Source organism: Leisingera aquimarina DSM 24565, assembly GCF_000473165.1.
Classification (GTDB): Bacteria; Pseudomonadota; Alphaproteobacteria; order Rhodobacterales; family Rhodobacteraceae; genus Leisingera; species Leisingera aquimarina.
On record NZ_AXBE01000012.1, the window covers coordinates 178,626 to 203,257 of the forward strand.

The following is a 24,632-nucleotide window of genomic DNA, read 5'->3' on the forward strand; positions in this document are numbered from 1 at the left end:
ATGCGACGTCCGGCCGTCCTCGTCCTGAACGCGGGGTCCTCCAGCCTCAAGTTCGCCCTCTTCGAAGCCGGGCAGGGCGGCGCGCGAATTGCCGGTGGGGCGGTTACGGGAATTGGGACCGATGCCGCCCGGCTCACGTTGACCGCGACCGGCGACGCGAAAGACATGGAACGAGACGGCGCTTTTCCGGGCCATCACGCAGCACTCGACGCCGTAGTCTCCGAGGTCAGCTCTGACCGCCTTGCGGCCTTCCCGGTCACCGTTGGTCATCGTGTCGCCCATGGCGGGCCGGATTGCGATTGCCCGGAGGAGGTTACACCCGACCTTCTGGCGCGTCTGCGCAGTCTGGTGTCCCTCGCGCCGCTGCATCTGCCCCACAACATCGCGGGGATCGAGGCCATCGCGACCCTGCGCCCGGACCTGCCGCAGATCGCCTGTTTCGACACCTCGTTTCACAACCGCCTGCCGCGGGTGGCGAGGATGACCGGCCTGCCGCGCGAGTTGGAAACACCCGAGCTTCGGCGCTACGGCTATCATGGGCTCAGCTATGAATACATCGTTGGTGCGCTGGCCCGGGACGGCGTCGATGTCGAGGCCGAGCATCTGGTCGTCGCGCATCTCGGCAACGGGGCTTCACTGGCCGCCATCCGGGGTGGCAGGTCGATCGAAACCACGATGGGGTTTTCGCTGGTCTCCGGCGTGCCCATGGGGACCCGGTCCGGCGATATCGACCCCGGTCTGATCCTGCACCTTCAGCAGGAAGCCGGAATGTCAGCGGAGGATCTTGGGAACCTGTTGCGAACCCGGTCGGGCCTCCTCGGCCTGTCGGGGATAAGCCGCGATATGCGTGTTCTTATCGAGCGCCATGACGCTGCCTCTGCCGAGGCGATCAGGTACTTCTGCTATCATGTTCGGCGCCACCTGGTCGCGCTGACCGCACCGCTCGAAGGCCTCGACCGGCTGGTCTTCACGGGCGGCATCGGTGCCAATGCCGCACCAGTGCGCGAATTGATCTGCGCTGGGCTTGGCTATCTTGGGGTCCGTATTGACCACGAGGCCAATCTGGCGGGGAGTAAGACCATCTCCGCAGCCGGTTCGCGGGTCAACGTCGAGGTCCGCCAGACCGACGAGGAACAGGTGATCGCCGATCACGTCGCGCGTCTTTGCCAAGAATGCGCTTCCGAACCGAAAGCGGCGTCACGATGACAAGTCAGCAGTCACCCAAGACACTTACTTCACTCGTTGCCCGTGCACGCGCGACTGGACCGGTCCGCGTCGCTGTCGCCGATGCCGCGCAGGAGGTCGTTCTGGCCACCATGCGGCGGGCAAAGGAAGAGGGGCTGGCCGAACCGCACCTGGTGGGCCCCCGGGCGGACATCGAGCCTCTGGCCGCAGCTGCGGGGCTGGGGCTCGACTCGGCTTGCCTGCACGACAGCGGAGCGGACGCCGACGCGGCGCGAGTGGCGGTCAGGCTGGTGCGGGAAGGCAAAGCCGACGTCGTGATGAAGGGCAATCTGCATACCGACGTCTTCATGCGCGTTCTTCTAGATGCGGAAAGCGGGCTGCGTGTTCCCGACCAGCGCGTGAGCCATTTGTTCCAACTAGAAGTGCCGGGACACGAGCGGCTGATCGGTATTACCGACGCGGCGATCAATATCGCCCCAGACCTCGCCGCCAAGGCGCAGATCTGCCAGAACGCAGTGGATGCCTTCCGCGCAATCGGCGTGGACAAACCCCGCGCTGCGGTCCTGTCGGCGGTCGAGACGGTGACGGCGTCCATAGGTTCCACCCTGGACGCCGCCAGCCTGACCCTGATGGCGCGGCGCGGGCAGATCACCGGTGCCCTTGTCGACGGGCCGCTTGCATTCGGCAACGCGGTTTCGCCGCTTGCCGTGGCCGAAAAGGGCATCGTCTCGGACGTGGCGGGTTGTGCCGATATCCTGCTGGTGCCCGATCTGGTCAGCGGTAACATGCTGGCCAAGGCGCTCGAATATCTCGGCAGAGCCAAAGCCGCCGCCGTGGCGCTCGGACTGGCCGCGCCGGTGGTCCTGACGTCACGTGCGGATACCGAGGAGACGCGGATCGCGTCGCTTGCCCTGGCGTCGCTGCTCTGGCGGAGCGGCGGCGCACCAGGCACCACTGAGATGGGCGAGGAATTGCACCGCACGCTGCGGCCCGCGCCGATGGCCGATGCCGATTGCCACCCACTCCCTCTAACAAAGGCCAAGAAATGAGCCCCGAGAAACGGAAAAATCAGGATCGTTCGGCCGAAACCCGCGCCAAGGCATCTGGCATGTCAGCTAAACCCCGGTTCGAAGACTGCTGCGATCCGCGCGAATTGCTCGATCTTACGGGCCGTAAAGGGCTGGAGATCGGTATCGCCAACGAACGCAGTCTCGCCTGGCCCGGTGGCGACGCGTGCCGCGTCCGGACTGGTCGGGTCCACCGACCTTCTGGCCGCCAGCGCGAGGATCGCGCCGCTTCGACGCAATATCGAAACCGACGACGTCGGCCTGGCCACGCTGCTTCTCGCAAGCGATTACACGGCTGCCATCACTGGTGAGACCCTGCATGTCGATGCCGGTGTGCACATCGAGGGGCCGGTCGGCAGAGGTCAGATGCAGGGAGAGACCAAACCACGGGAGCAGGAGAAATGACAGTCATCGGCAGAAGCACGCCTGAGCCGGGTCAAGATAACTCCGAAAGCAGACGGGATTTTCTTTACTACGCAACAGCTGGAGCGGGTGCAGTGGCCACGGGTGCCGCCGTATGGCGCCTCATTAATTCGATGAACCCGTCTGCAGACGTCCTCAGCCTGTCGACTGTACGCGTCGACTTGTCCGGCATGGAACGAGGTCAACGGATTACCGTCAGCTGGCAGGGCAAGCCTGTCTTCGTCTGGCGCCGGTCACAAGAGGCCATCGATGTGGCGCGCGCCACACCGCTTGACGCGCTGGTCGACCAGACGGACAGCGCCAGAGAAAACCCGAACCACACACAGCCGGAGCCTGCACTCGACCAAAACCGGACGGCAGACGAGGCCGGTGAATGGCTGATCGTCATCGGGATCTGCACGCATCTTGGCTGCGTCCCCGTTGGCCAGGGATCGGGAGATGCTCTTGGGGAATTCGGCGGATGGTTCTGCCCTTGTCACGGATCGCACTACGACACGTCCGGACGGATCAGGAAGGGGCCTGCCCCGCGCAACCTCGACATCCCTCGCTACACGCTCGCCGACGATCTCATGCTGACGATCGAGGCATGAGACCACCAACAAACAGAAAGGACCCTGAACCATGAAGGCCAAGGACGTGATGAAAACCGGTGTCGTCACTATCCGTGACGACGGAACTGTCGAAGGGGCAGTCAAGTTGATGCTGGACAACCACATCAGCGCTCTTCCGGTTCTCGACAGCGACAACAGACTCGTCGGCCTGATTAGCGAAGGCGACATCATACGACGGATGCGAGACGGCGGAGCACAGCGCCGTTCGTGGTGGCTGGAGTTGTTTGCCGGCGAAGCCGATGCGAAGGACTACGTCAAGGCCCGCAGTCATAAGGTCGCCGACGTGATGACCCGCGATCTTGTCACGGTCGATGAAGGCACACCGGTCGGCGAGATTGCCAAGACACTCGAAACCCGCCGTATCAAACGCGTTCCGGTCCTTCGGGACGAAAAGATCGTCGGAATTGTATCCCGCGCCGACCTCGTCCGCGCGCTGGCACAGTCGACCAAGGGAAAGCTGCCGTCGCCCACGCTCGCGGACGAGCCGTTGCGCAAGGCGGTCGAGGCCGCGATCGCCGAAGTTCCCGGCGCATCGGTCAACCTTATCAACCTCATTGTGGAGAACGGGAACGTCTCCGTGTGGGGTGTTGCCGACAGCGATTTCGTCGAAAACGCGATCCGGGTCGCTGCCGAAAATGTCGATGGTATCCGCTCGGTCGATGTCCACATGGGGCGGCTTCCTGCATGGGGGTATGGGATTTGAGGTTTCTGATGTCGGTCGCCTAAAAGGGCGCTTGAATTACCGGGCGAAGAGTCCAAGGGCTGAGTGTCAACTTGTTCATCGGCACGAATTTCATCTCCGGAGATGTCATTCACGCTGCGTTACTGGCCCAAAAAATCATTTCTGGCTGAGCCCTGTTTTGATGCTGAGTGAGGCAAGACGGAGAGAGACACTCGTTCAGAGTGACGGATGAAAGCCGAAAACTGTGGCACTAGCTGTAATGGTTGCCGCCGCCGAGCGTCTACTTTGTGAACCTTGAAAACGGAGGCACCCATGAAGAACGACAAAGTGACCCAAGTGCAGCAAAGCACCGCAGGCGTAAATGCGGGATGTTGCTGCAGTGGTTCGAAACACGCGGCGAATGACACGGATCATCAATCCGTCGCGGCGGCCCAGCCATCTGCAAAGCCAGAAACACCAGCAAAAAGCGGAGGTGGGTGTTGCGGGCATAACTGAGGCGCAAAGGCGCGTCTCAACGCCAAGCTGACAAGGGCAGGCTGCGAAGTCGAGGCGAAGCCCCTCCCTCATGTGCTCACTTTCAATACCCACTTCGCGCGGGGCCGCTCCGAGAGCGTCCCGCGCACAACATACTGACAATATGGAGTTTTCGAAATGGAAACACACGATCATCACGGCAAACCGGAAGAAGAGCCGATGCCTGTGCCCTACTGGAAATCCCGCGCCGGTATTTATCTGATCGTCGCGCTGGCTCTCGGCGGTCTGCTGCTCGGCTATGAGCACCGCGTTCATATTTTCGCCAGCGAGTGGGTCCTGTTTCTGCCCCTGCTGCTCTGCGTCGGGATGCATTTTTTCATGCACGGCGGGCACGGATCGGGAGATGACAAATCATGACCGACCCGGGCTCCTCTTACGGCCTGTGGCTGCTCGTGTTCATCAATTCAGCGGTCTTCATTCTGTTCGCTTTCAGCTTCTTCAAGCCGCAAACATCGCGCGACTGGCGTAGCTTTGGGGCCTTCAGCGCCTTCATCGTCGCGCTCTTTGTCGAGATGTATGGCTTCCCACTGACGATCTTCTTTCTGTCAGGTTGGCTTCAGTCGAACTGGCCGGGGATTGACTGGTTCGCGCATGACAGCGGGCACCTGCCGGAAATGATCTTTGGTTGGAGTTCGAACCCGCATTTCGGGCCGTTTCATTTCCTCAGCTTCCTGCTGATCGGTGGGGGCTTCTGGCTGATCTCGGTGGCCTGGCACCATCTCTGGGCTGCTCAGCGGGCCGGGCGACTTGCGGTCACAGGCCCCTACGCCCGGATACGGCATCCGCAATATGTGGGGTTCGTTCTCATCATGGCAGGGTTCCTCGTGCAATGGCCGACAATCCTTACGCTCGCAATGTTCCCGGTTCTGGTCTGGATGTATGCGCGACTTGCAAAAAGCGAGGAGGCCGATAGCCGTGCCCGGTTTGGCGAGGCTTGGGAGAGATATGCAGAGGATGTACCGGCGTTTCTGCCTCGATTGCGTGATTTTTCTGCGCAGTGAACGTAAAGGCTTTGCCCCGTTCTTGCGAAGCGCCAGCAGGCTGCCCCCCGATGGGAAGAGCGAAGCAGGCTCGATTTTCGCTGAAGACCGGGCGCCACTGCGCAGTCTGCATCTTGATTGAAGGATGAATTCGGCTACGGAAATGGACGACGGATTTGCGAATTGAAAGCGCCAAGACCAGGAGGGCGGGAGGAGCGGACAATCTGGTGATCCTTGGCGGATCCGGTGATGTTGGCTCACGGCTCATTTCCCTCCTTTCGGACCACGAGGGCTGGAAGGTTTGGGCTGTTTTCAGACGACGTCGGCCGGCTGATTCTGCACATCCAAACCTCGTCGCGATCACACTCGACGTGGCGAGTCACGGGGTGGCTGATGCGCTTCCCGAGGACGCCATCGTCATCAATCTTACCGAAGCGGCACCTCCGGGACTGGTCGCGGAGGTTCTCGCCAGGGGCGGCACGGTTCTCGATACGTCCGCGACGCCGAATTATGTCGATGGTCTAGTCAAAGCCGCTGATGGGAAAGACGGATGCCTCATAACGGGCGTTGGTACGGCACCGGGTCTCAGCACCTTGATGGGCGCAGATCTGGCGAGGGACGCACGGGTGCGAACGGTGCGTATTGGGCTTGAGCTAGGGATGGGCCGTCATTACGGGCAGGCGGCAGCTGAGTGGTTCTTTCGGACGCTTGGACAGCCTTATGACGACCCGATTACCGGCCGTTCTGCATTTCCTGGCATGAACCCTTGGAGGTTCAAGTTCGCGCGGAACGAGGCTCCGCGACTGGCGCTCGACATAGCGTTTCCCGATGCCGGAATATTTCCCAACGGACGCGAGGGCTGCGTTCGCAGTTACTTGGCCGTCGATCCGCCCCTCGTCACACGCCTTTTTGCAGTGCCACAGAGGCTTGGGCTCGGACGCTGGATGGCAAGGCATTCCCCGCGATTGACACAACTTTCACAGTGGCTGCCTAACATCGGGCCCACAAGAACACGGATTGCGGCGGTTGCGTTCGATAGCGATGGCAAAGAGATTGCGTCGCACCTTTTCGAGGGCGGCGATCAGGCCGATTTGACGGCCATTATGATATTGCTGACAGTTCAAGCAATATGTTCCGGCGACGCGCGGCAGACAGGGGGCACTTCCATCGTTGACCACCTCGATCTTGCGCAAGTGCTGAGAGGGCTGCGTCGGCATTTTCCTGACGCGGAGACGATTCACACGAACACTTGGCGAAGGCCGAACTAAGAGACGAAAGTGACAAGACACGTTATGAATCACGACCACGACAGCAACGGCTACAAGAAGAATTCCATCGCGCTGGGCGGTGCGGTTGCCATGGGGACCGGCGTCATGATCGGCGCTGGAATCTTTGCCCTGACCGGTCAGATCGCCGAGCTTGCCGGGCCGCTCTTTCCCATTGCCTTCATCATCGGCGCGATTGTGACCGGGTTCAGTTCCTACAGCTACATCAAGATGTCCAACGCCTGGCCCTCGGCAGGGGGTATCGGGATGATTCTGCAGAAGTGTTACGGACCGGGGGCGGTTGCGGCAGGGGCGGCGCTTCTTATGGCGCTTAGCATGGTGATCGCCGAAAGCCTCGTCGCCAGGACCTTTGCCACTTACCTCCTGCGCGCATTCGATATCGAGGGCGGGCCGCTTGTGCCCATCCTTGCCGTCGGGGTGATCCTTTTTGCTTTCCTGGTGAACATCGCGGGCAACCGGTCGATCGGGCTGTTTTCGATGATCATGGCCGCAATCAAGATCGGTGGCATCGCGCTCTTCGGGATCGCCGCCCTGTGGTCGAGCGGCTTCGACTTCGCCGCGGCGTCGCAGGATACTATCGATTTTGGCGCGATGGGCTTCGTTGCGTCGGTCGCGCTTGCCATTCTTGCGTTCAAAGGCTTCACAACCATCACCAACAGCGGTGCCGAGATCACCGATCCGAACCGCAATGTGGGGGGCGCGATCATGATTTCGATTGCGCTATGCGTGGTCGTCTATCTGCTTGTGGCCTTCGGCGTTGGGTCCAGCCTGACCATCGACGAGATCATTGCCGCCAAGGACTACTCGCTGGCCGAGGCAGCGGAACCGGCGTTGGGTCAGGTGGGCTTTCTGCTGACGGTCCTGTTGGCGGTGGTGGCGACGGCGTCAGCCGTGCTGGCCAGCGTCTTTGCCGTCTCGCGGATGCTGGCCATGCTCACAAATATGAAGATGATCCCGCATAGCCATTTCGGCATGTCCGGTCTCATCCAGCGGCATACGCTGGTCTATACGGTGGTCATCGCGTCCTTCCTTGCCGTCTTCTTCGATCTGAGCCGCATCGCGTCTCTCGGCGCGTTCTTCTACCTTATCATGGATATGGTTGTGCATTGGGGTGTCTGGCGCTTCCGTCGGGCGGACATCGGCGCCTCTGGCGTCGTCATTCTTGCGGCGCTCGGGTTCGATGCGATTGTTCTGGTCGCCTTCACCGCTATGAAACTGCAAAACGATCCCGCAATTGTTATCTTTGCCTTAATCGCAATCCTGATAGTCTTCGCTTTTGAAAAGACATATTTGCGTGCTTGGATCGCAGCGGCTGCAGATTGACGCCTGTGATTTTGCACAAGGACAGAGGCCCTCAACCGATGATGTCATTTACGCGAAACGCCTGGTGGTTCCGGCATGTTTTGATCGTCATCTTCGCAGCGGTCGCAACTGCGCTGGTTCTGTACAGTCGCGCCGAATGGTCCCCGATGCATCGCTGGAACCGCGCCATCGGGGACGTGTCACTGGTTCTTATCGCCATGGCGATGATGCTTGGGCCGCTGTCACGGCTCTGGCGCCAGGGGACGCGTGTCTTGCCGTACCGTCGGGAACTCGGGATTTATGCCGTCGTTCTGGCGTTCGTTCATGCGACGATCATCCTCTTCGGTTGGGTCGAACTTGATCTGATGCGCCTGTTTGGCTTTGAATTCCATCCCGGTTTACAACGCTATGTCATGGTCAACCACGGGTTTGCTCTGGCAAATGTCTCGGGCCTTTTGGGATTGATCTATGGCCTCGTTCTCGGGCTGACATCGAAGGACGCCAGCCTGCGCCTGTTGGGGAACAGTATCTGGAAATATGTGCAACGGGGGACGTATGTGCTCTGGTGGTTGAGTGTCGCACATACCGCATATTTCCTGTTCATCCACTTCCTGGACTACCACCGGCAAACGCCCGAACCGAACTGGGCGCAATGGCCTTTCGTCGCGCTTGTCGCCGCTGTTCTTGGCTTGCAGATTGCAGCGTCCACGGTGACGTGGCGAAAATCCATTGGTGGAGGAGCAAATGCAGCCGTGGCCGAATAGCGCGGCGGGCCGTTTGACCTTTGATCAAGGAGTTGAGCCCTGGTTCAAACCTGGCAGAAACGCGCGCAGGCCGTCCCGTCACGGGTCGCTTGCGTGGCTGGAAGTAGATGCCTGAATTGCAGTTTCAATCCTCTGGTGCCACGCAGGGCCGCCAGTCCCACAGACGGTTCATCGTCGCAAACAGGAAGGACGCAGACCAGGCGATCAGCAAGAGCCCGTTCAGCGCCTCGACACCGGTGAGAAACCGCAGATGCAAGGCAGCTGCGTTGATGGAGCTGTACGAAAGTCGGGCCTGGGAGGAGATAATAGAATCTGGCGACTGCGGCTGTGAAACCCGCTTTCCTGCTTGGGATAGCGCCGATGGCGAATACCATGAAAGGTATGCGGGCCTTGGCCAAGCCGAGCATTCGGCGCTTCGCCGCGACTGGATTGAAGTACGGAAGCAACTCGAGCCGAGAGTGCGCGCAATCTGCGAAGCTCAAGGCAACTGGTAGTGGGCGTCGTCAGCTGGATGGTCGGAACGGCAGACGCGTTTCTTGTCGATGCGGCCGAGTCCCAGTTTGGGACCGTGGGCGGCATTGGACTCGTTATGTTGAGCTGAATTAGTCTCGATGTGATCTGACACCGCCCCTTCTCAGCACGCTGAAATGGGGACGGCGCATCTCTTGATGGAGATGATGCTGACACTCATGCCTGGTCTCGCTCCGATCATGATCGCTCTGTCGCTCTTCGATGCGACCAAAGACTTCTTCCACAGGAGGGTCTCGACGACGGTCAGCTATGCCTTCTATCCATCGTCATCGCAGCCATGTTCTCGACCGTGGTCGGCATGGCGAATTCTCTTCTGGCTCAACTCGGCGATCCTAACTCGGCAACCAACATCGGATCGCTCATGCCGTTCTTCGTCATGGTGTTCCTGGCGAAGGGCTTTGTGGCAGCAACGCCTCTGATCGTGCAGGGAATTTCAGGGAACCTGATGGTGGCGGCCGCGCCCGCAGTTGCCGCTGGGTCGACCGGAATCATGCGCGGGCTCTTCAATACAACTGGCGTCAAAGGCAGATCACGGATCGGCGAGTTGACCACCGGTGAGGTTATTGGGCGAGGCGTAGCGCAGAGTCCAGCCGCTGCGAGGGCGGCAGCAACAACCGCCAGCGCTCAGCTAGTCAGGATTTCAGAAAGGGAGAAGAGGTTGATCCATTGATGGAATGTTTTAATTTTTACTTTTCACTAATGGTTTGATTATTTCAGTTTGTAGCGAGCGTTCACTCTTAGATCGCACGAATTCGCGTTATGTCGTGCGGATTTTGTATCGCAATTGGGTTGCCAAGCTAGGGTCAGGACTCATAGCCAATAGATGACGGTTGCGGCGAGAGCGATAGCGGAGAGGAAGACCTTCGGGCATCTGTCGTATCGCGTAGCCACACGCCTCCAGTCTTTGAGCCTGCCAAACATGAATCTCGATGCGGTTGCGGCGTTTGTAGCGGCGTTTGTCGTATCTGACGGGTGTCTTGCGCTGCTTTCGGCCCGGGATGCAGGCGCGTATCCCTTTGTCTTTCAATGCTTCCCGGAACCAATCGGCGTCATAGCCGCGATCCCCAAGCATCCAGTCGACATTCGGCAAACTGCTGAGCAGCGCCCTTGCCCCGATGTAGTCGCTGACCTGTCCAGCGGTGACGAACAAGCTCAGCGGGCGGCCCTGGCTGTCGCAGATGGCATGCAGCTTGGTATTCATGCCACCTTTGGTTCTACCGATCAGGCGGCCACGCCCCCCCTTTTTCACGCCCATGCTGGTCGCTGTCCGATGGGCTTTCAGATAAGTTGCGTCCACTGCCCGGCAGTCGAAACGCAGTTTCGATGAGAGGGGATCATCACGGTCTTCTCTTCGTTGTGTTCAGTTGCCAAACCGATCATCATCTGAGCAAAGATGCCCTTGTCACTCCAGCGTTTCCAACGGTTGTAAAGCGTTCACCGGGCTGACGCCGCCCCGCTGGGGCGACGGTCCCGCCTCACTGTGCGGGCCGTATTCCTCGGGTGCATCGCGCCACCTTAAGCCATTGCGGTTTATGAAGATAATCCCACTCAAGACACGCCGGTCATCAACGCGCGGCTTTCCATGGGACTGCGGGAAATAGGGCTCAAGACGCGCCATCTGCGCATCGCTCAGCCAGAAAAGATCAGACATGTTCACCGCTCGGTTTTCGAACCGTGAACCACGCCGCCAGGCGAAAATCAATGGGTCCTGACCCTAAGCTTTCTAGGGAACGAATGAGGATCGGACTGATTGTCGTCAAACTTCAATGAGGTGGACTGCAGCTGTGTGCAGGTAGTGTGCATAATCGTAGGTTCAGCGTGACATCGTCCAGAATGCGGCGGCCATAAATCACCCGTGTGCTGCGATGATCGCCCGCGTCGTTTGCACTGCCGCTGCCAGTTCTGATCGTTCTGCATAGTTGAGACCCAGCCCTGCCAGATCGAACGACAACTGACCTGCACCGCCGACGGGCGCGGCCGCTCGTGCCGCCCGGCCGCGTGCACAACTATTCATTGCGAGCTTGTGAACCTTCACTTTCGTAGCCGGATACTCAGACACGGTCGGTGCGGTTTCACCACATAGGCAGCTGTTTCACGATCATCTTCGGCCAAAAGAATCTTCATGCAGCGCGGTCTTTCCAAAAACGAGTCCCGGCCGCCTGACGCGGCCGGGCAATGGTCTGAATTCTCGAGGGGACGTTCGATCAGCCGTCGTTCGTTTCGCCGTCGTGATCTTCTTCGTCCAGGGCTGGCCGTCGCCGCCGATCACCACCGCCTCGTAGGCCGCACGGCCATTTTCGCCGCCAAAAGCGACAGCCGCCAGCGTGCCAGCATGCGCCTGCAGCGCAGCATCACCCGCTTGGCTGATCGTGAGCGATGCGGAGCGGAACATGTCGAGCTCGCTCTGGTCCATGGTTTCGGCCGATGCCGCGAACGGCAGGGCAGCAAGGAGCACGGCGGGCAGGAAGATCTTGGATGTGCGAGGCATTGAGTGGTTCCGTTGAAGAGTACAAGTGAGGTCGCTTACTCTAAACAGATGCAGGCCGGTTACACGGATCACATTGGATCTGTCGCGGGCGTGCCGGGCCCCAGCTCGATCCTGACTTCGCCTGAGACGATCCGGATCACCTCTTCCGGTGCCGCCATGTCCGGTTCCGACTGCACCTCCGGCACATCGCAGACCACCAGCGGGACGAAGACCGGTTCGTCCAGCTCCGCTGCTGGCAACACCAGCTTCCCCCGCTTCGCCAACCGGCGCCAGGCCGACAGCTGGTTTGGCAAGACTCCATACCGCGCCGCCACGCCATTCACCGTCGCGCCCGGCTCAAGCGTATCCGCCACTGCCCGGGCCTTGGCTTCATCCGGCCACCGCCGGTGACCCGACGCGTATATCTCGACACCCAACGAAATTAGAAACGAATTTGTAGCGCACATTGCGAAACGCACTCCCCACTGTGAGATGCGCAATATCTCGCAGCACGGGATAGGCGCTACAACGTGGGGCCAGGACACCGGTTACCTTCAAAGCCAGTTCCGCCGCCGCAAAATCAGAACAGGAGGGATAGAGCCGTTGACCCAGACATAACCACCAGAACATAACTATCAGGCGGGTCAGTTCTTGATGAAAATCCCGGGGCAGATCTCAGCGGAAATCAACAGAAAGCCCTTCAGGCGTGGCATCGAGGTGGTGGGTATCGCCATGGCGCCTCGCTATCCGAGATAGCGGAGTCCGACCAACTTGGCAGTGCCAGCGGAATTCAGGTCAGAAAGCCTGGCTTAATTTACATAATTTCACTTATGCGTTTACAAAGGTGCACCGTTGGCCCCTTTAAATTGTGGGCAAAAACAGGTCTTGAAGAGTCACCTTGTCATAATGAAAATTTTGCAATTAAATCAGCAGCTTGAAATGACATGCAGCTTGCTGCGTGAGGTGTGGAACAAATCTGAGGCCCCCGAGGCCGAACTCACCCCCGTTTCTCCAGTTTCGATACTTTCAGACGTTAAATCCACGCCTGATCAGAGCGCGGATGTTCACAATACATGGGCATGCTCTGGCTGAGAGCTTAGCCTTCGGTGAGGAAGAACCTGAAGCCTAGCCGAGCGCCCCTAGCGAGATCCGCTGGAACCTCTGCCTCCGCAACGAAATCCTCCCACCGGCTTGCCGCGGCCTCGACCTCGCGTACAACCTCCTCGGTCTGGCGAGGTTTCAAGTCCGCCATCCTCCCGAGCTGATGCAGATCCTCGAGGATGAAATCGTCCGATTTGCCGTTGATTGTCATCTGGTGGGCATTCGTCCAATCTCCCGCCGGATTGTGCGCGTAGACGACATCGTAGGCCGGCGCGAGCTTCCATTTTCCGGCCCTGTCCATCAGGAATGCAATGTTTTTCACGTGGTCATCCTGATTGCGGATGACCACGTTGACGAAGGCCCGGCGCACCATCTCTTCAAGCGTTTCCCGCCCCAGTCCGAGCCCCCGGATCGTTTCCAGCGCCTGCTCGTAGGAATAGCCCCGTGGCATATTGAAATCGAAGTGGCGCAGCGCGCCGAGCGAGAGCATGTGCAGCTTCTCACTCTGACCCTTGTCTGCCGCCCCATCGCGATCGAACCTCTGGGTCATGAAATGCGCGCGGCCGCCTTCGTGGTGAAGGCGGGACCGCATCATCTCTACGCCGGCCTCTCTGGCTAGCCGGTAGCAGGCAAACTCAAGGCGGCCAAACCCTTGGGGATCAGCGAGCCCGTGGTCGCCGCTCTTGGCAACCCCGTCAAACTTGAAAAGCCATTGCGTGAATCCAGGGCCGGCCTTGAGCTGGCCGGAGTGAAATTCTCCGGTCTCTTCGTTCCAGGCGAGTACCGCCTTTGCGCGCGCGCCACCTGCGGAAGTTCCGACCCGAAGGATTTCTGCGAGAGCTTCCTCCTGGTTCTTGCCAGTCATTACACCGGAAAGCTCTCTGCGATCGTTCAGAACTCGGTTCGCCAGTTCCACCAAGGGTGCGATGTCCACCGGCGCCCCATCTTCACGGCGCACGCCGGCGGCAGGCTCGAACTCCAAAGCACCCATGCCGCGGCGGCCGGTGTAGAGAAGGCGCTCCACCGGGTCCATGCTGTCTATCGGACGGCCTTGCTCGGCAAGCCAGCGGTTGATCAGCGCGTTCCCGAAGCGGTCAGGAAGACTGTCAGCGAGCAGTCCCGGCAAACCATGGAAGGTACCGAATGGAAGGGCTGGAAAATCGAACGGCCCAGCACGCAGGGGGACCGTCAAAGGCGCAATCTCTATGTTTGAAAGCAGGAAGGATGGCTCGTATTCGAACGTGCCAGTCGAGCGGCGTTCATCCCACAGGACCGCCCCGATCCTGCGACCCCAAAGGCGTACATCTGCGCGTGTTGCCATTACTCACCCCAACTCCAAGGTTCTTCGGCGGACTTTTCGGTGTGCCCGCTCCGTGCTCGCTGCCTCGGACCGATTTCGCTTCGCGGGTCGAGCGGGCTGAGGCTGGCATCCGGGAGCAGTATCTCGACGCGATCCCCGATGTCGAGCGCCTGCATGATCCGCAGGAGGCTATCGATCGTGCCGCCCTCCCCAGCTTCAATGCGGGCAACCGCGCCGCGGGATATGCCGCCGCGCTCAGCCACATCTTGCTGGCGGAGGTTTCGCGAGAGCCGGTAGCTGGAAAGGCGCTCTCCCAGCTCTTTGGCCAGTACACTGATGGGTTTGCCTGATGACATTTAGTGATCCATTTTGGGAACGGTAAGTCGCAGCGAAGAGCTAATGTATCAACATTAGATCCTTAAGTAAATTGCCAACAATGATCCGAAACTGGACCACTAACCCAAAAAGCGAAGATAATGACCTAATTTTGAGACACAACTTGATCCAACCTCAGATCTTTCAACCTATCCGTTCGATGACACCACCCTCAACCGCGCGAGAGATGGGTGCAGCGATTATTCCCGCGGCCTTAAGTACGCAGGCACACACCATTGTCTGCGCGACTAGAATAGCGATCAGAAGGTCTCTTGTGTCCGCATCTCTTCCAAGCTCTTGTTGCGCTTCCGCAATCGCCTCGGCATCGATGAGGTCGTTCTTGTGGGACTTTACGTACGGCTTGACGAACTGAGCCGGAATGATATGGCCGTCACGGCCAATTTCCTTGAGCTTTCTGGCCAGCCACTGGGAGCCTGGGCAGGCTCCCATGCTGACGAGGGTTCGTTCTGCCTGTTCAAAGAATTGCAGCAGTGTCTCACGCCGGAACTTCGCTTATTGGATCGGTACTCCTGAAGTGTCGAGACCAACGACGTGGAACACTGTCTTTCCAATATCGATACCAAAAACGGCGCATGTCTTGGGTGGATTTTGCATTCTGGAACCTCCTCTGGTGTTGGACCACACGATTGCCAATTAGGGCGGCGGGGTGAACCATCCCATTAGCTTTGAGGCCTGCCCGGAAAAGCACGTTGGTCGACGGGATACGGGCGGATTGGCAAGTGTCGGTCCGCTGGGCCCGCGAGGTGGTCCGGCTCGATCCGAGAACCTATCGCAACAAATCCCGCCGGCCTGGGCAGGCCGCTTTGGAGCAGCGGATACGCAAGGAAGTGAAGCAGCCGACGCCTTCAAACTGTCCCAAGTCAGTGCATCTCAGGTGCACAATCTCTGACCTACGCAAAGAATCCAGAACAGCTCATACGTTGGGACGCATAAAACTTACTTACTCGTTCGGGTATCTCCCTTAGGCATTCCTGCTGGCGATGGCTGTGCTGGACGCTGGCATAGCGATTAACTCCTAATTCCTTTGGCCCACCAAGATTAAGATACCATCTTCAAGAACGTCTTTCTTGCATTGATAAATGCTCATGGCATCGCCGCAGGAGGACGCGCACATACGGTGTTGCGGCACATGTTTTCCAGAAGTGGTGATGCCATTTGCGAAACAGGGTGGGAAATTTTTCGCGCGTCAATTACTATGACGGAAGCCTTTCTGGCAGGGTCGCATTGACCTTGCCATACCCAGTGCAGACAAAGCGGGCCCCTTCATGGATGACAAAAAGATACGGAACATGGAGGAATTCGCGGCGGTCAGCGGCATTTCCCGTCCGACGCTGTCGAAATTCTTCAACGACCCGTCCAGCGTAAGGGCCTCGACCAGGCAGCGCATCGAAGCTGCGCTCGACCGCTACGATTACCGACCCAACCTCTATGCAATCAATCAGAACCGCCGTCTGACCAAGAACATCGGCATCATCGTTCCCTATCTGGCTGACCCCTTCTTTGCGGAAATCGCCCGTAATATTGAAGAGCACATTCTGAGCACCGGGTACCGGCCGGTCCTGCTGGGCTCCCACGGCAGCCCAGATCAGGAGATCGAAAACCTCGAGAATCTGCGGCTGCTCAAACCGGCCGGTGTTCTGCTCGCCCCCTTGGGGCGGGCATCGGATCAGGCGCGCATTGCCGCCTTTTGCGAAGAGGTTCCGACGGTGCTGTTTGACGCCAATGTCGGCTCCGCGGGTCTGGCATTTGTAGGTTCAAACAACGATCAAAGCATTGATCTTATTGTGGACTACCTATGCAGGACAGGCGAACCACCGGCATTCTTTGAGATGAAGGAGCCCTCGAACCCTAACGCCTACAAACGGCGCCACGCCTATCTCGCCGCCATGGAACGGCTGAACCACACACCGCATTTGATCCAGGCCGCCGGTGAAGGCTGGGAATTTGAAGAGATCGGCTTTCGGGAAGGAACTCGGGTGGTCCGTGACAGGAACCTGCCAACCGATACGATCCTGTGCAGCAATGACCGCCTTGCTATCGGCTTCCTGTCGGCGGCCTATGAGGCTGGGATACGGGTTGGTCTGGGCACAGACTGCACCATGCGGGTAGCCGGGCATGATGACCACCCGTTCTCCCGCTACACTTGCCCGACATTGACGACGGTCTCGCAGGATTACGAAGCCATCGCCCGGAAAAGTGCTGAGACACTGATGAACCTTATTGAGGCGGAAAAACCGGCTGATTCGCGGGAGGAAACACTGTTTGACGGCCGGTTGGTCATGCGGGGGTCCGCCTAAGCTGCTGATTTTTCGGGCAAGCACCTCAAACTTTACGCGCGTAAAAAATAAATTGACGCCAGCACACCGGCGCCGGTAATCTTGGAGGCGACATCTCAACAGGGAGGTAGAGGATGTTTGCTAAGTACGCATTGGGTGCGGCAACGGCCATTTCACTGATCGCAGCAGGCAGTGCCTCTGCCGAGACCATCACCATCGCCACCGTAAACAACGGCGACATGATCCGGATGCAGGGTCTGACAGACGATTTCACCACCAAGACCGGCCACGTCGTCGAATGGGTGACGCTGGAGGAAAACGTGCTGCGCCAGCGTGTGACCACCGACATCACCACCAAGGGCGGCCAGTTCGACATCATGACCATCGGCATGTACGAAACGCCGATCTGGGGCAGGAACGGCTGGCTGGTGCCGCTGGATGACTTGCCTGCCGAATATGACGCCGATGATATCCTGCCGGCCATGCGCGGCGGCCTGAGCGTCGATGGCACGCTCTATGCCGCGCCGTTTTATGGCGAAAGCTCCATGATCATGTACCGGACCGACCTGATGGAGAAGGCGGGCCTTGAGATGCCAGACGCCCCGACCTGGGAGTTCGTTGCCGGGGCCGCCCGCGCCATGACCGACAAGGACAACGGGATCTATGGCATCTGCCTGCGCGGCAAGGCCGGCTGGGGCGAGAACATGGCCTTTTTGACCGCCACCGCCAACGCCTTTGGTGCGCGCTGGTTCGACGAGAACTGGCAAGCCCAGTTTGATCAGCCGGAGTGGAAGGAAACCCTGGAGTTCTATGTGAACCTGATGAACGACGCTGGCCCTCCGGGCGCGTCGAACAACGGCTTCAACGAGAACCTGTCGCTGTTCCAGCAGGGTAAGTGCGGCATGTGGATCGACGCCACCGTAGCGGCGTCCTTCGTGACCAACCCCGACGACTCGACAGTCGCCAACAAGGTCGGTTTTGCGCTGGCGCCGGATACAGGCAAGGGCAAACGCGGCAACTGGCTCTGGGCCTGGGCGCTGGGTATCCCTGCAGGCACCCAGAAAACGGATGCTGCCAAGGAGTTCATCCAGTGGGCCACCTCCAAGGAGTACATTGAGCTGGTGGCCGCGAAAGAAGGCTGGGCCAACGTGCCGCCAGGTGCGCGCACCTCTCTGTATGAAGACCCCAACTACAAGGACGTGCCATTTGCCCGGATGACGCTGGAAAGCATCCTGTCGGCCGATCCCACCAATCCGACGGTAGACCCGGTTCCCTATGTCGGCATCCAGTTCGCAGCGATCCCCGAATTTGCCGGCATCGCAGGCCAGGTCGGCCAGGAATTTGCAGCTGCGCTGGCTGGTCAGCAAAGCGTCGATGAAGCCCTGGCCAAGGCTCAGGCACTGACCACCGACGAGATGGAAGCCGCAGGCTACTGATCTCCCGCACGGACACCCGGGGGCGGCCAAGCCGCCGCCCTCTGGCCCCAGCGATCCCCCAGAGCGCATAATCGTCCAAGGCGGCACGCGTGCCGTCAACGGAGGAGGTACACCAAATGGCAACGCAACACTCCCAATCCGCGGACCGGCTGACGATGGCCCCGCCCGCGCCCAAGCCGGAAAGCCAGCCCGCTGCGGCGGACCACCAGAGCGGCACGAAACACGCCCGCACCGCAGCCCGGCTGATGATGGCGCCGGCCGTGATCCTGCTTCTGGGCTGGATGCTCGTGCCACTGACGATGACGCTCTATTTCTCGTTCAAGAAGTTCCTGCCGCTGCGGGGCGGCGACCTGGGCTGGGTCGGCTTTGACAACTACGTCCGCTTCGTTTCCTCCAGCGCTTTCTGGCCCAGCGTACAGGCTACACTGGTTATCGTTGGCGGTGTTCTGGCGATTACCGTGGTTCTGGGCGTGCTGCTGGCAACTCTGCTCAATCAGCCGATGTGGGGCCGCGGCGTTGTCCGCATCCTGGTGATCGCGCCCTTCTTCGTGATGCCCACCGTTTCGGCGCTGGTCTGGAAGAATATGTTCATGGACCCCGTGAATGGCTTACTGGCCCATGTGTGGCGGGCCTTCGGCGCCGAGCCTTTGGTCTGGCTGACCGAGGCTTCGACCCAGTCGATCATCCTGATCGTCAGCTGGCAATGGCTGCCCTTTGCAACGCTGATCCTGCTGACCGCCATCCAGTCGCTGGACAGTGAACAGCTGGAGGCCGCGGAAATGGATGGTGCCCCGCCCGTGAAGCGCTTTGCCTACATAACCCTGCCGCACTTGTCGCGCGCCATCACCGTGGTGTTGCTGATCCAGACGATCTTCCTGCTTTCGATCTTTGCCGAAATCTTTGTCACCACCCAAGGCGCCTTTGGCACCAAAACCCTGACCTATCTGATCTTCCAGCGGGTGCTGGAAAGCCAGAACATCGGGCTGGGTTCGGCCGGAGGGGTCTACGCCATCATCCTCGCCAACATCGTTGCCATCTTCCTGATGCGCATCGTCGGCAAGAACCTGGACGCGTAAGGAGGCCCTCATGGCACGTGCAATCACATCGCAACGCAAAGCCCTGAATACTGCCCTGGCATGGGGTGTGGGCCTCTTGATCTTCTTCCCGATCCTCTGGACCATCCTGACCAGCTTCAAGACCGAGGCCCAGGCCATCAGCGATCCGCCGGTCTTCCTGTTCTTTGACTGGACGCTGGAGAATTATTCGGTGGTGCAGCAGCGTTCCGACTACGGCCGGTTCCTGTGGAATTCGATCATCATTGCCGGCGGCTCCACCATTCTGGGCATCATCATCGCGGTGCCCGCCGCCTGGTCGATGGCCTTTGTGCCCTCGAAACGGACCAAGGACATCCTGTTGTGGATGCTGTCCACCAAGATGCTGCCGGCCGTCGGTGTGCTCTACCCGATCTACCTCATCTTCATCAAACTGGGGCTGCTGGATACCAAGACCGGGCTGGTCATCGTGCTGATGCTGATCAACCTGCCGATCATCGTCTGGATGCTCTACACCTACTTCAAGGAAATCCCCGGAGAGATCCTCGAAGCGGCCCGGATGGATGGCGCCACCCTGCGCGAAGAGGTGCTCTACATCCTCACGCCGATGGCCATTCCCGGCATCGCCTCGACGCTTCTCTTGAACGTGATCCTGGCCTGGAACGAAGCCTTCTGGACACTCAACCTGACTGCCGCCAAGGCGGCGCCGCTCACCGCTTTCATCGCCAGCTACTCCAGTCCTGAGGGCCTGTTCTACGCCAAGCTGAGCGCGGCCTCCACCATGGCCATTGCCCCGATCCTGATCCTCGGCTGGTTCAGCCAGAAGCAACTTGTCAGCGGCCTGACCTTCGGCGCTGTGAAATAAGGAGACAAAGACATGGGACGTATTACTCTGGACAAGGTCTCCAAGAACTTTGGCGACTTGCAAGTCATCCCGCCCCTGGACCTGACCATCGACGACGGCGAATTCACTGTCTTCGTCGGCCCTTCGGGCTGCGGCAAGTCCACCCTCTTACGGCTGATCGCCGGGCTGGAAGACGTGACCTCCGGCCAGATCCGCATCGACAAGCAGGACGCCACCCACGTGCCGCCCGCCAAGCGCGGCCTGGCGATGGTGTTTCAGTCCTACGCGCTCTATCCGCACATGTCGGTGCGCAAGAACATCGCCTTTCCGATGAAGATGGCCAAGGTCCCGGTTGAGGAACAGAACCGCCGCATCGAAGCCGCCGCCAATGCGCTGAACCTTTCCGATTACCTGGACCGTCGTCCCGGCCAGCTGTCCGGCGGGCAGCGCCAGCGGGTGGCCATCGGCCGCGCCATCGTGCGGGAGCCTTCGGCGTTCCTGTTCGACGAGCCGCTGTCGAACCTTGATGCGGCCCTGCGCGTGGGGATGCGGCTGGAAATCTCCGAACTGCACGAACGGCTGGAAACCACTATGATCTATGTGACCCATGACCAGGTCGAAGCCATGACCATGGCTGACAAGATCGTGGTGCTTCATGCCGGCGTGATTGAACAGGTCGGCTCACCGCTCGAACTCTATCACACACCGCGCAACAAGTTCGTGGCAGGCTTCATCGGCTCGCCCAAGATGAACTTCATCGAGGGCGAAGAAGCTGCCAAACACGGCGCCCACACCATTGGTATCCGTCCCGAGCATATCGAGGTGTCCGGCGAGACAGGCACCTGGTCGGGTGTGGTCAGCGTCTCAGAGCATCTGGGGTCTGACACGTTCTTCCACGTCCATGGCACCGGTCTGGCGGATACCATCACCGTGCGCGCCGGTGGCGAAGTGGGGTTCCGCCACGGCGACCGCATCTTCATGACGCCGCGCGCCGATGTGATTCACAAGTTCGATGCCGAAGGGCTGCGGATCGCATGAAACGGCTGGCAGGCAAAACAGCGCTGATCACCGGCAGCGCCCGCGGGATCGGCCGCGCCTTCGCAGAGGCCTATGTCCGCGAAGGCGCCCGTGTAGCCATCGCCGATATTGATTTCGGCGGCGCGCAGACAGCGGCTGAGGAACTGGGCGGCGGATCGGTTGCCGTCCCGCTGGATGTCACCGATCAGACCAGCATCGAACAGGCCGTTGCCCAAACGGTCTCAGAGCTGGGCCGGATCGACATCCTGATCAACAACGCAGCCGTTTTCACCGCTGCTCCGTTGGCGGAAATTACCCGCGGCGAGTACGATCGCGCCTTTGCGGTCAATGTCGCCGGAACGCTGTTCACTCTGCAGGCGGTGGCCCGGCACATGATTGAACGCGGCGGGGGCGGCAAGATCATCAACATGGCCAGCCAGGCCGGCCGGCGCGGAGAACCGCTGGTTGCCGTCTATTGCGCCACCAAGGCCGCCGTCATCAGCCTGACCCAATCCGTCGGCCTCAATCTGATCCGGCACGGGATCAACGTGAACGCCATCTCCCCCGGTGTGGTGGAGGGTGAGCATTGGGACGGGGTCGATGCGCTCTTTGCGAAACATGAGGGCAAGGCGCCGGGCCAGAAGAAGCAAGAGGTGGCGCAGGCGGTGCCTTACGGCCGCTTGGGACGGGCGGAGGACCTGACCGGCATGGCCGTCCTTCTGGCCTCTGACGAGGCCAACTACGTCGTCGCCCAAACCTACAATGTGGATGGCGGACAATGGATGAGCTGATGGAACGCGAAACAGCACAAAGAACGCCGGTTAAACTGAACCAGGAAGCGCTGAAGGATCTGCCCGAAGGTGTTGCAGGCCCCGGATACGACCGCGCTGCGCTGAAGCCGGGGATCATCCACATCGGCCTCGGCAATTTCCACCGCGCCCACCAGGCATGGTATCTGCACCGGCTGATGCAGGAGGGTCTGGCACAGGATTGGGCCATCATCGGCGCCGGGGTGCGCCCCTATGATGCCGCGATGCGGCAGAAACTTCTGGCGCAGGACTGCCTGACCACCCTGATCGAACTGGCGCCCGGCAGCGTCTCTGCCGAGGTCACCGGGTCGATGATAGATTACCTGTCGATAGAAGACGGGAACGGCAAGCTGATCCGCGCCATGGCCGATCCCGCAATCCGCATCGTGTCGCTGACCGTGACCGAGGGCGGTTATTTCTTGGACCCGGCTACCGGCGGGCTGGATGTGCGGCACCCCGACATTCGTCATGACGTGGAGAATCCAACCCGTCCCTGCACTGTTTTCGGAGCCATTGCAGCTGCGCTGAAAAGCAGGCGCGATGCCGGAGCGGGCCCCTTTACCGTTCAAAGTTGTGACAACCTGCGCGGTAATGGCAACGCCACCCGGCAGGCGGTGGTCTCGCTGGCAAGGCTCACCGACCCGGAGCTGGCGGATTGGATCGACCAGACCTGCAGTTTCCCGAACTCGATGGTCGACTGCATCGTGCCTGCAACCGGCCCTGGCGAAGTCACCCTTGCCCGCGAACTGGGCATCGAAGATGCCGCCCCCGTCACCCATGAAAACTACCGCCAATGGGTGATAGAGGATGACTTCTGCGCGGGCCGCCCCGATTGGGACAAGGCCGGGGCGGTGTTCACACCGTCCGTGCATGACTACGAAGTGATGAAAATCCGCATTTTGAATGCGGGCCATCAGGTTCTGGCTAATGCCGGAGAGATGCTGTCGGTGGAGACTATCGCCGATTGCATGGCGCATCCGCTGATTGCCGCGTTGTTCCGCAAGGTCCAACAAAAGGAGATTGCCCCCTACGTTGCAGCTGTTCCGGGAATGAACCCGCAAGACTATGCGGAACTGATCGAGCGGCGCTTTTCCAACCCCGCCATCCGTGACACGGTCCGGCGGGTTGCCTTTGACGGCTCCTCCCGGCACCCGGGATTTGTCCATCCTATTCTGCGTGACGCGCTGGCAGCAGACGGCCCGATCGCAGGCCTGAGCCTGGTCGAGGCGCTTTGGGCGCGCATGTGTGCGGGCACGCGGGAGGACAAAACCGGGATTGAAGCCAACGACCCCTATTGGGAAGCGCTGACTGAGGCTGCAATGGCCGCAAGGCTGCATCCGCAAGCCTGGCTCGAACAGCAACATATCTACAGTGATCTGGCCACCAACCAGCGGTTCGCTGTGGAGTTTTCCCGCTGGCTCAGCCTGATCTGGTCGGAAGGGTGCGAAGCTGCTTTACGCGCCTATACCGGGCATGAGCAGGCCAAGGGGGGCTTGGAAACATGATCCTATGCAGCGGAGAAGCCCTGATTGACATGATCCCCGCGCCAACTGGGGACGGACCGGACGGGTTTGTGCCTCATCCCGGAGGGGCGATGTTCAATACAGCAATTGCGTTGGGGCGGCTTGGGGTGCGGGCCGGGATGCTGACCGGCCTGTCTACCGACATGTTCGGGCGGCAGCTGGCCGAGTCTCTGAAGGCCAGTCATGTTGACACTTCGCTGGTGATCCAGTCCGGCCGCCCCACCACGCTGGCCTTTGTCCGCCTAGTGGATGGCCATGCCACCTATTGCTTCTTCGACGAGAACTCAGCCGGGCGCATGCTGATGCCTGGGGATATGCCTAAGCTTCCTCAGGAGATCTCGGCCCTGTTTTTCGGCGGGATCAGCCTGGCCTCTGAGCCTTGCGCCGATGCCTATGCCGCGCTGCTGGACCGCGAAGCCGCGTATCGTGCAGTGATGATTGACCCGAACATCCGCCCCAGGTTCATCAAGGACATGGCCAGGTACCGCGCCCGGCTGGACCGCATGGTGGCGCAGGCGGATATCGTGAAGGTTTCTGACGAAGACCTGAGCTGGCTGCTGCCGGACCCGCTGTCGCTGAGCGAGAAAGTGTCCATCCTTCTGGAACGGGGGCCATCCGTACTGATCCTGACCCGCGGCGGCGAAGGGGCGACCGGGTATCTTGCGAACGGCGGCGAAGTGCGTGTGCCTGCTGTTCGGGCCAAAATATCCGACACCGTCGGGGCCGGCGACACCTTCAATGCGGGCGTTCTTTCCAAACTGTCCGAGCTTGGCCGGCTGACGAAACCGGAGCTGGCTGCTTTGCCGCCTGACGTTCTGCAGCAGGCAATGGAGCATGGTGCGAAAGTGGCGGCGATTACCGTGTCGCGCGCCGGCGCCAACCCGCCCTGGGCCGGAGAGCTGTAAATGCACACTTTCTTGTCCTCTTTTCCGCTCAGAAATGTTAGCGCTACCTATGAGATTTCAATTTATGAACCCGCAGCAAAGCCGTCAGGAGAAAACGCCATGACCATCCAGTTCGCTGCCATTGGCCGCAAGCCGCGGGCC

The 24,632-nt window shown here is 60.1% G+C and carries 24 protein-coding genes and 2 pseudogenes; 20 read left to right on the plus strand and 6 right to left on the minus strand.

All coding sequences use genetic code 11. The features are described from left to right. The 10 genes from AQUI_RS26865 to AQUI_RS26880 all read left to right on the plus strand — a co-directional run bounded on the left by AQUI_RS26865 (position 1) and on the right by AQUI_RS26880 (position 8,834). Positions 1–1,206: an acetate/propionate family kinase gene (locus tag AQUI_RS26865; RefSeq protein ID WP_051371773.1), complete on the plus strand. Its 1,206-nt coding sequence runs from the start codon at positions 1–3 to the stop codon at positions 1,204–1,206. Next, positions 1,203–2,234 (plus strand): bifunctional enoyl-CoA hydratase/phosphate acetyltransferase, encoded by a 1,032-nt coding sequence (locus AQUI_RS26870; protein ID WP_211235988.1) that lies wholly within the window; start codon positions 1,203–1,205, stop codon positions 2,232–2,234. Before AQUI_RS26865 ends, AQUI_RS26870 begins: the two co-directional genes overlap by 4 nt. Positions 2,235–2,408: 174 nt before the next feature. Further along, positions 2,409–2,657: an SDR family oxidoreductase gene (locus AQUI_RS31720; protein WP_027256030.1), complete on the plus strand. Its 249-nt coding sequence runs from the start codon at positions 2,409–2,411 to the stop codon at positions 2,655–2,657. Continuing rightward, the gene (gene petA / locus AQUI_RS0102030; RefSeq protein WP_051371755.1) at positions 2,654–3,265 is read left to right on the plus strand and encodes a ubiquinol-cytochrome c reductase iron-sulfur subunit; all 612 of its coding nucleotides are present in this window, start codon (positions 2,654–2,656) and stop codon (positions 3,263–3,265) included. Before AQUI_RS31720 ends, petA begins: the two co-directional genes overlap by 4 nt. Positions 3,266–3,296: 31 nt before the next feature. Further along, positions 3,297–3,989, plus strand: a complete 693-nt coding sequence (locus AQUI_RS0102035; RefSeq protein WP_027256032.1) for a CBS domain-containing protein — start codon at positions 3,297–3,299, stop codon at positions 3,987–3,989. A 630-nt stretch (positions 3,990–4,619) separates the two neighbouring features. After that, entirely contained in the window at positions 4,620–4,859 is a 240-nt protein-coding gene (locus tag AQUI_RS0102040) for a DUF2933 domain-containing protein (RefSeq protein ID WP_027256033.1), read from the plus strand. Beyond that, on the plus strand, positions 4,856–5,503 hold the full coding sequence (locus tag AQUI_RS0102045; RefSeq protein WP_027256034.1) for a methyltransferase family protein: 648 nt from the start codon (positions 4,856–4,858) through the stop codon (positions 5,501–5,503). The genes AQUI_RS0102040 and AQUI_RS0102045 overlap by 4 nt, the downstream gene beginning before the upstream one ends. Before the next feature lie 155 nt (positions 5,504–5,658). Continuing rightward, a complete protein-coding gene (locus AQUI_RS0102050) occupies positions 5,659–6,750 on the plus strand; it encodes a saccharopine dehydrogenase family protein (protein ID WP_027256035.1) in 1,092 nt (363 codons plus the stop codon). Positions 6,751–6,774: 24 nt separating this feature from the next. Further along, positions 6,775–8,091 carry an APC family permease gene (locus AQUI_RS0102055; protein WP_027256036.1) on the plus strand — a complete coding sequence of 439 codons (1,317 nt, stop codon included), beginning with the start codon at positions 6,775–6,777 and terminating at the stop codon, positions 8,089–8,091. A 38-nt stretch (positions 8,092–8,129) separates the two neighbouring features. Then, positions 8,130–8,834, plus strand: coding sequence for a ferric reductase-like transmembrane domain-containing protein (locus AQUI_RS26880; RefSeq protein WP_245596840.1), 705 nt, complete (start codon positions 8,130–8,132; stop codon positions 8,832–8,834). A 124-nt stretch (positions 8,835–8,958) separates the two neighbouring features. Here the strand turns inward: AQUI_RS26880 and AQUI_RS32190 are convergent, their stop codons facing one another. Further along, positions 8,959–9,090, minus strand: coding sequence for a hypothetical protein (locus AQUI_RS32190; protein ID WP_281171983.1), 132 nt, complete (start codon positions 9,088–9,090; stop codon positions 8,959–8,961). A 552-nt stretch (positions 9,091–9,642) separates the two neighbouring features. Here AQUI_RS32190 and AQUI_RS31730 point away from each other — a divergent pair. Next, positions 9,643–10,035, plus strand: coding sequence for a hypothetical protein (locus AQUI_RS31730; RefSeq protein ID WP_245596849.1), 393 nt, complete (start codon positions 9,643–9,645; stop codon positions 10,033–10,035). 140 nt (positions 10,036–10,175) lie between these two features. On the opposite strand, the pseudogene AQUI_RS29665 reads toward AQUI_RS31730, so the two are convergent. From AQUI_RS29665 to AQUI_RS32400, 5 genes and pseudogenes are all read right to left on the minus strand, one after another. Then, positions 10,176–11,016: pseudogene (locus AQUI_RS29665) on the minus strand (IS5 family transposase). A 447-nt stretch (positions 11,017–11,463) separates the two neighbouring features. Next, the gene (locus AQUI_RS0102080; RefSeq protein WP_027256037.1) at positions 11,464–11,853 is read right to left on the minus strand and encodes a PepSY domain-containing protein; all 390 of its coding nucleotides are present in this window, start codon (positions 11,851–11,853) and stop codon (positions 11,464–11,466) included. Positions 11,854–11,921: 68 nt separating this feature from the next. Then, positions 11,922–12,299, minus strand: a complete 378-nt coding sequence (tnpA, locus tag AQUI_RS0102085) for an IS66-like element accessory protein TnpA (protein ID WP_027256038.1) — start codon at positions 12,297–12,299, stop codon at positions 11,922–11,924. Between the two features lie 629 nt (positions 12,300–12,928). Continuing rightward, positions 12,929–14,254 (minus strand): type II toxin-antitoxin system HipA family toxin, encoded by a 1,326-nt coding sequence (locus tag AQUI_RS0102090; RefSeq protein ID WP_027256039.1) that lies wholly within the window; start codon positions 14,252–14,254, stop codon positions 12,929–12,931. After that, positions 14,254–14,589 carry a helix-turn-helix domain-containing protein gene (locus AQUI_RS32400; protein WP_035919566.1) on the minus strand — a complete coding sequence of 112 codons (336 nt, stop codon included), beginning with the start codon at positions 14,587–14,589 and terminating at the stop codon, positions 14,254–14,256. The genes AQUI_RS0102090 and AQUI_RS32400 overlap by 1 nt, the downstream gene beginning before the upstream one ends. 702 nt (positions 14,590–15,291) lie before the next feature. On the opposite strand from AQUI_RS32400, the pseudogene AQUI_RS30540 reads away from it, so the two are divergent. From AQUI_RS30540 to AQUI_RS0102140, 9 genes and pseudogenes are all read left to right on the plus strand, one after another. Further along, positions 15,292–15,453, plus strand: a pseudogene (locus AQUI_RS30540) (IS3 family transposase); the annotation flags it as partial. A 441-nt stretch (positions 15,454–15,894) separates the two neighbouring features. Further along, the gene (locus tag AQUI_RS0102105) at positions 15,895–16,926 is read left to right on the plus strand and encodes a LacI family DNA-binding transcriptional regulator (protein ID WP_027256042.1); all 1,032 of its coding nucleotides are present in this window, start codon (positions 15,895–15,897) and stop codon (positions 16,924–16,926) included. 113 nt (positions 16,927–17,039) lie between these two features. Beyond that, positions 17,040–18,341: an ABC transporter substrate-binding protein gene (locus tag AQUI_RS0102110; protein WP_027256043.1), complete on the plus strand. Its 1,302-nt coding sequence runs from the start codon at positions 17,040–17,042 to the stop codon at positions 18,339–18,341. A gap of 245 nt (positions 18,342–18,586) precedes the next feature. Further along, a complete protein-coding gene (locus tag AQUI_RS0102115; RefSeq protein ID WP_051371776.1) occupies positions 18,587–19,417 on the plus strand; it encodes a carbohydrate ABC transporter permease in 831 nt (276 codons plus the stop codon). 10 nt (positions 19,418–19,427) lie between these two features. Next, on the plus strand, positions 19,428–20,258 hold the full coding sequence (locus AQUI_RS0102120; RefSeq protein WP_027256045.1) for a carbohydrate ABC transporter permease: 831 nt from the start codon (positions 19,428–19,430) through the stop codon (positions 20,256–20,258). A gap of 12 nt (positions 20,259–20,270) precedes the next feature. Continuing rightward, positions 20,271–21,275: an ABC transporter ATP-binding protein gene (locus tag AQUI_RS0102125; RefSeq protein ID WP_027256046.1), complete on the plus strand. Its 1,005-nt coding sequence runs from the start codon at positions 20,271–20,273 to the stop codon at positions 21,273–21,275. Further along, on the plus strand, positions 21,272–22,045 hold the full coding sequence (locus AQUI_RS0102130) for an L-iditol 2-dehydrogenase (RefSeq protein ID WP_027256047.1): 774 nt from the start codon (positions 21,272–21,274) through the stop codon (positions 22,043–22,045). The genes AQUI_RS0102125 and AQUI_RS0102130 overlap by 4 nt, the downstream gene beginning before the upstream one ends. Further along, the gene (locus AQUI_RS0102135; protein WP_035919640.1) at positions 22,045–23,568 is read left to right on the plus strand and encodes a mannitol dehydrogenase family protein; all 1,524 of its coding nucleotides are present in this window, start codon (positions 22,045–22,047) and stop codon (positions 23,566–23,568) included. Before AQUI_RS0102130 ends, AQUI_RS0102135 begins: the two co-directional genes overlap by 1 nt. Then, entirely contained in the window at positions 23,565–24,491 is a 927-nt protein-coding gene (locus AQUI_RS0102140; RefSeq protein WP_027256049.1) for a carbohydrate kinase family protein, read from the plus strand. Before AQUI_RS0102135 ends, AQUI_RS0102140 begins: the two co-directional genes overlap by 4 nt. Positions 24,492–24,632 lie beyond the last annotated feature (141 nt).

Excerpts from the sequence above, each read along its gene's own strand:
- AQUI_RS0102120 (WP_027256045.1), top strand. The coding sequence starts at position 19,428 with ATGGCACGTGCAATCACATCGCAACGCAAAGCCCTGAATACTGCCCTG.
- AQUI_RS0102105 (WP_027256042.1), top strand. The coding sequence starts at position 15,895 with ATGGATGACAAAAAGATACGGAACATGGAGGAATTCGCGGCGGTCAGC.
- AQUI_RS0102045 (WP_027256034.1), top strand. The coding sequence starts at position 4,856 with ATGACCGACCCGGGCTCCTCTTACGGCCTGTGGCTGCTCGTGTTCATC.
- AQUI_RS0102080 (WP_027256037.1), bottom strand. The coding sequence starts at position 11,853 with ATGCCTCGCACATCCAAGATCTTCCTGCCCGCCGTGCTCCTTGCTGCC.
- AQUI_RS26880 (WP_245596840.1), top strand. The coding sequence starts at position 8,130 with ATGATGTCATTTACGCGAAACGCCTGGTGGTTCCGGCATGTTTTGATC.
- tnpA (WP_027256038.1), bottom strand. The coding sequence starts at position 12,299 with ATGTGCGCTACAAATTCGTTTCTAATTTCGTTGGGTGTCGAGATATAC.
- AQUI_RS0102125 (WP_027256046.1), top strand. The coding sequence starts at position 20,271 with ATGGGACGTATTACTCTGGACAAGGTCTCCAAGAACTTTGGCGACTTG.
- AQUI_RS32400 (WP_035919566.1), bottom strand. The coding sequence starts at position 14,589 with ATGTCATCAGGCAAACCCATCAGTGTACTGGCCAAAGAGCTGGGAGAG.
- AQUI_RS0102035 (WP_027256032.1), top strand. The coding sequence starts at position 3,297 with ATGAAGGCCAAGGACGTGATGAAAACCGGTGTCGTCACTATCCGTGAC.
- AQUI_RS0102140 (WP_027256049.1), top strand. The coding sequence starts at position 23,565 with ATGATCCTATGCAGCGGAGAAGCCCTGATTGACATGATCCCCGCGCCA.
- AQUI_RS0102130 (WP_027256047.1), top strand. The coding sequence starts at position 21,272 with ATGAAACGGCTGGCAGGCAAAACAGCGCTGATCACCGGCAGCGCCCGC.
- AQUI_RS0102055 (WP_027256036.1), top strand. The coding sequence starts at position 6,775 with ATGAATCACGACCACGACAGCAACGGCTACAAGAAGAATTCCATCGCG.
- AQUI_RS26870 (WP_211235988.1), top strand. The coding sequence starts at position 1,203 with ATGACAAGTCAGCAGTCACCCAAGACACTTACTTCACTCGTTGCCCGT.
- AQUI_RS26865 (WP_051371773.1), top strand. The coding sequence starts at position 1 with ATGCGACGTCCGGCCGTCCTCGTCCTGAACGCGGGGTCCTCCAGCCTC.
- AQUI_RS0102110 (WP_027256043.1), top strand. The coding sequence starts at position 17,040 with ATGTTTGCTAAGTACGCATTGGGTGCGGCAACGGCCATTTCACTGATC.
- AQUI_RS0102090 (WP_027256039.1), bottom strand. The coding sequence starts at position 14,254 with ATGGCAACACGCGCAGATGTACGCCTTTGGGGTCGCAGGATCGGGGCG.
- AQUI_RS0102040 (WP_027256033.1), top strand. The coding sequence starts at position 4,620 with ATGGAAACACACGATCATCACGGCAAACCGGAAGAAGAGCCGATGCCT.
- AQUI_RS0102115 (WP_051371776.1), top strand. The coding sequence starts at position 18,587 with ATGATGGCGCCGGCCGTGATCCTGCTTCTGGGCTGGATGCTCGTGCCA.
- AQUI_RS31730 (WP_245596849.1), top strand. The coding sequence starts at position 9,643 with ATGTTCTCGACCGTGGTCGGCATGGCGAATTCTCTTCTGGCTCAACTC.
- petA (WP_051371755.1), top strand. The coding sequence starts at position 2,654 with ATGACAGTCATCGGCAGAAGCACGCCTGAGCCGGGTCAAGATAACTCC.
- AQUI_RS0102135 (WP_035919640.1), top strand. The coding sequence starts at position 22,045 with ATGGAACGCGAAACAGCACAAAGAACGCCGGTTAAACTGAACCAGGAA.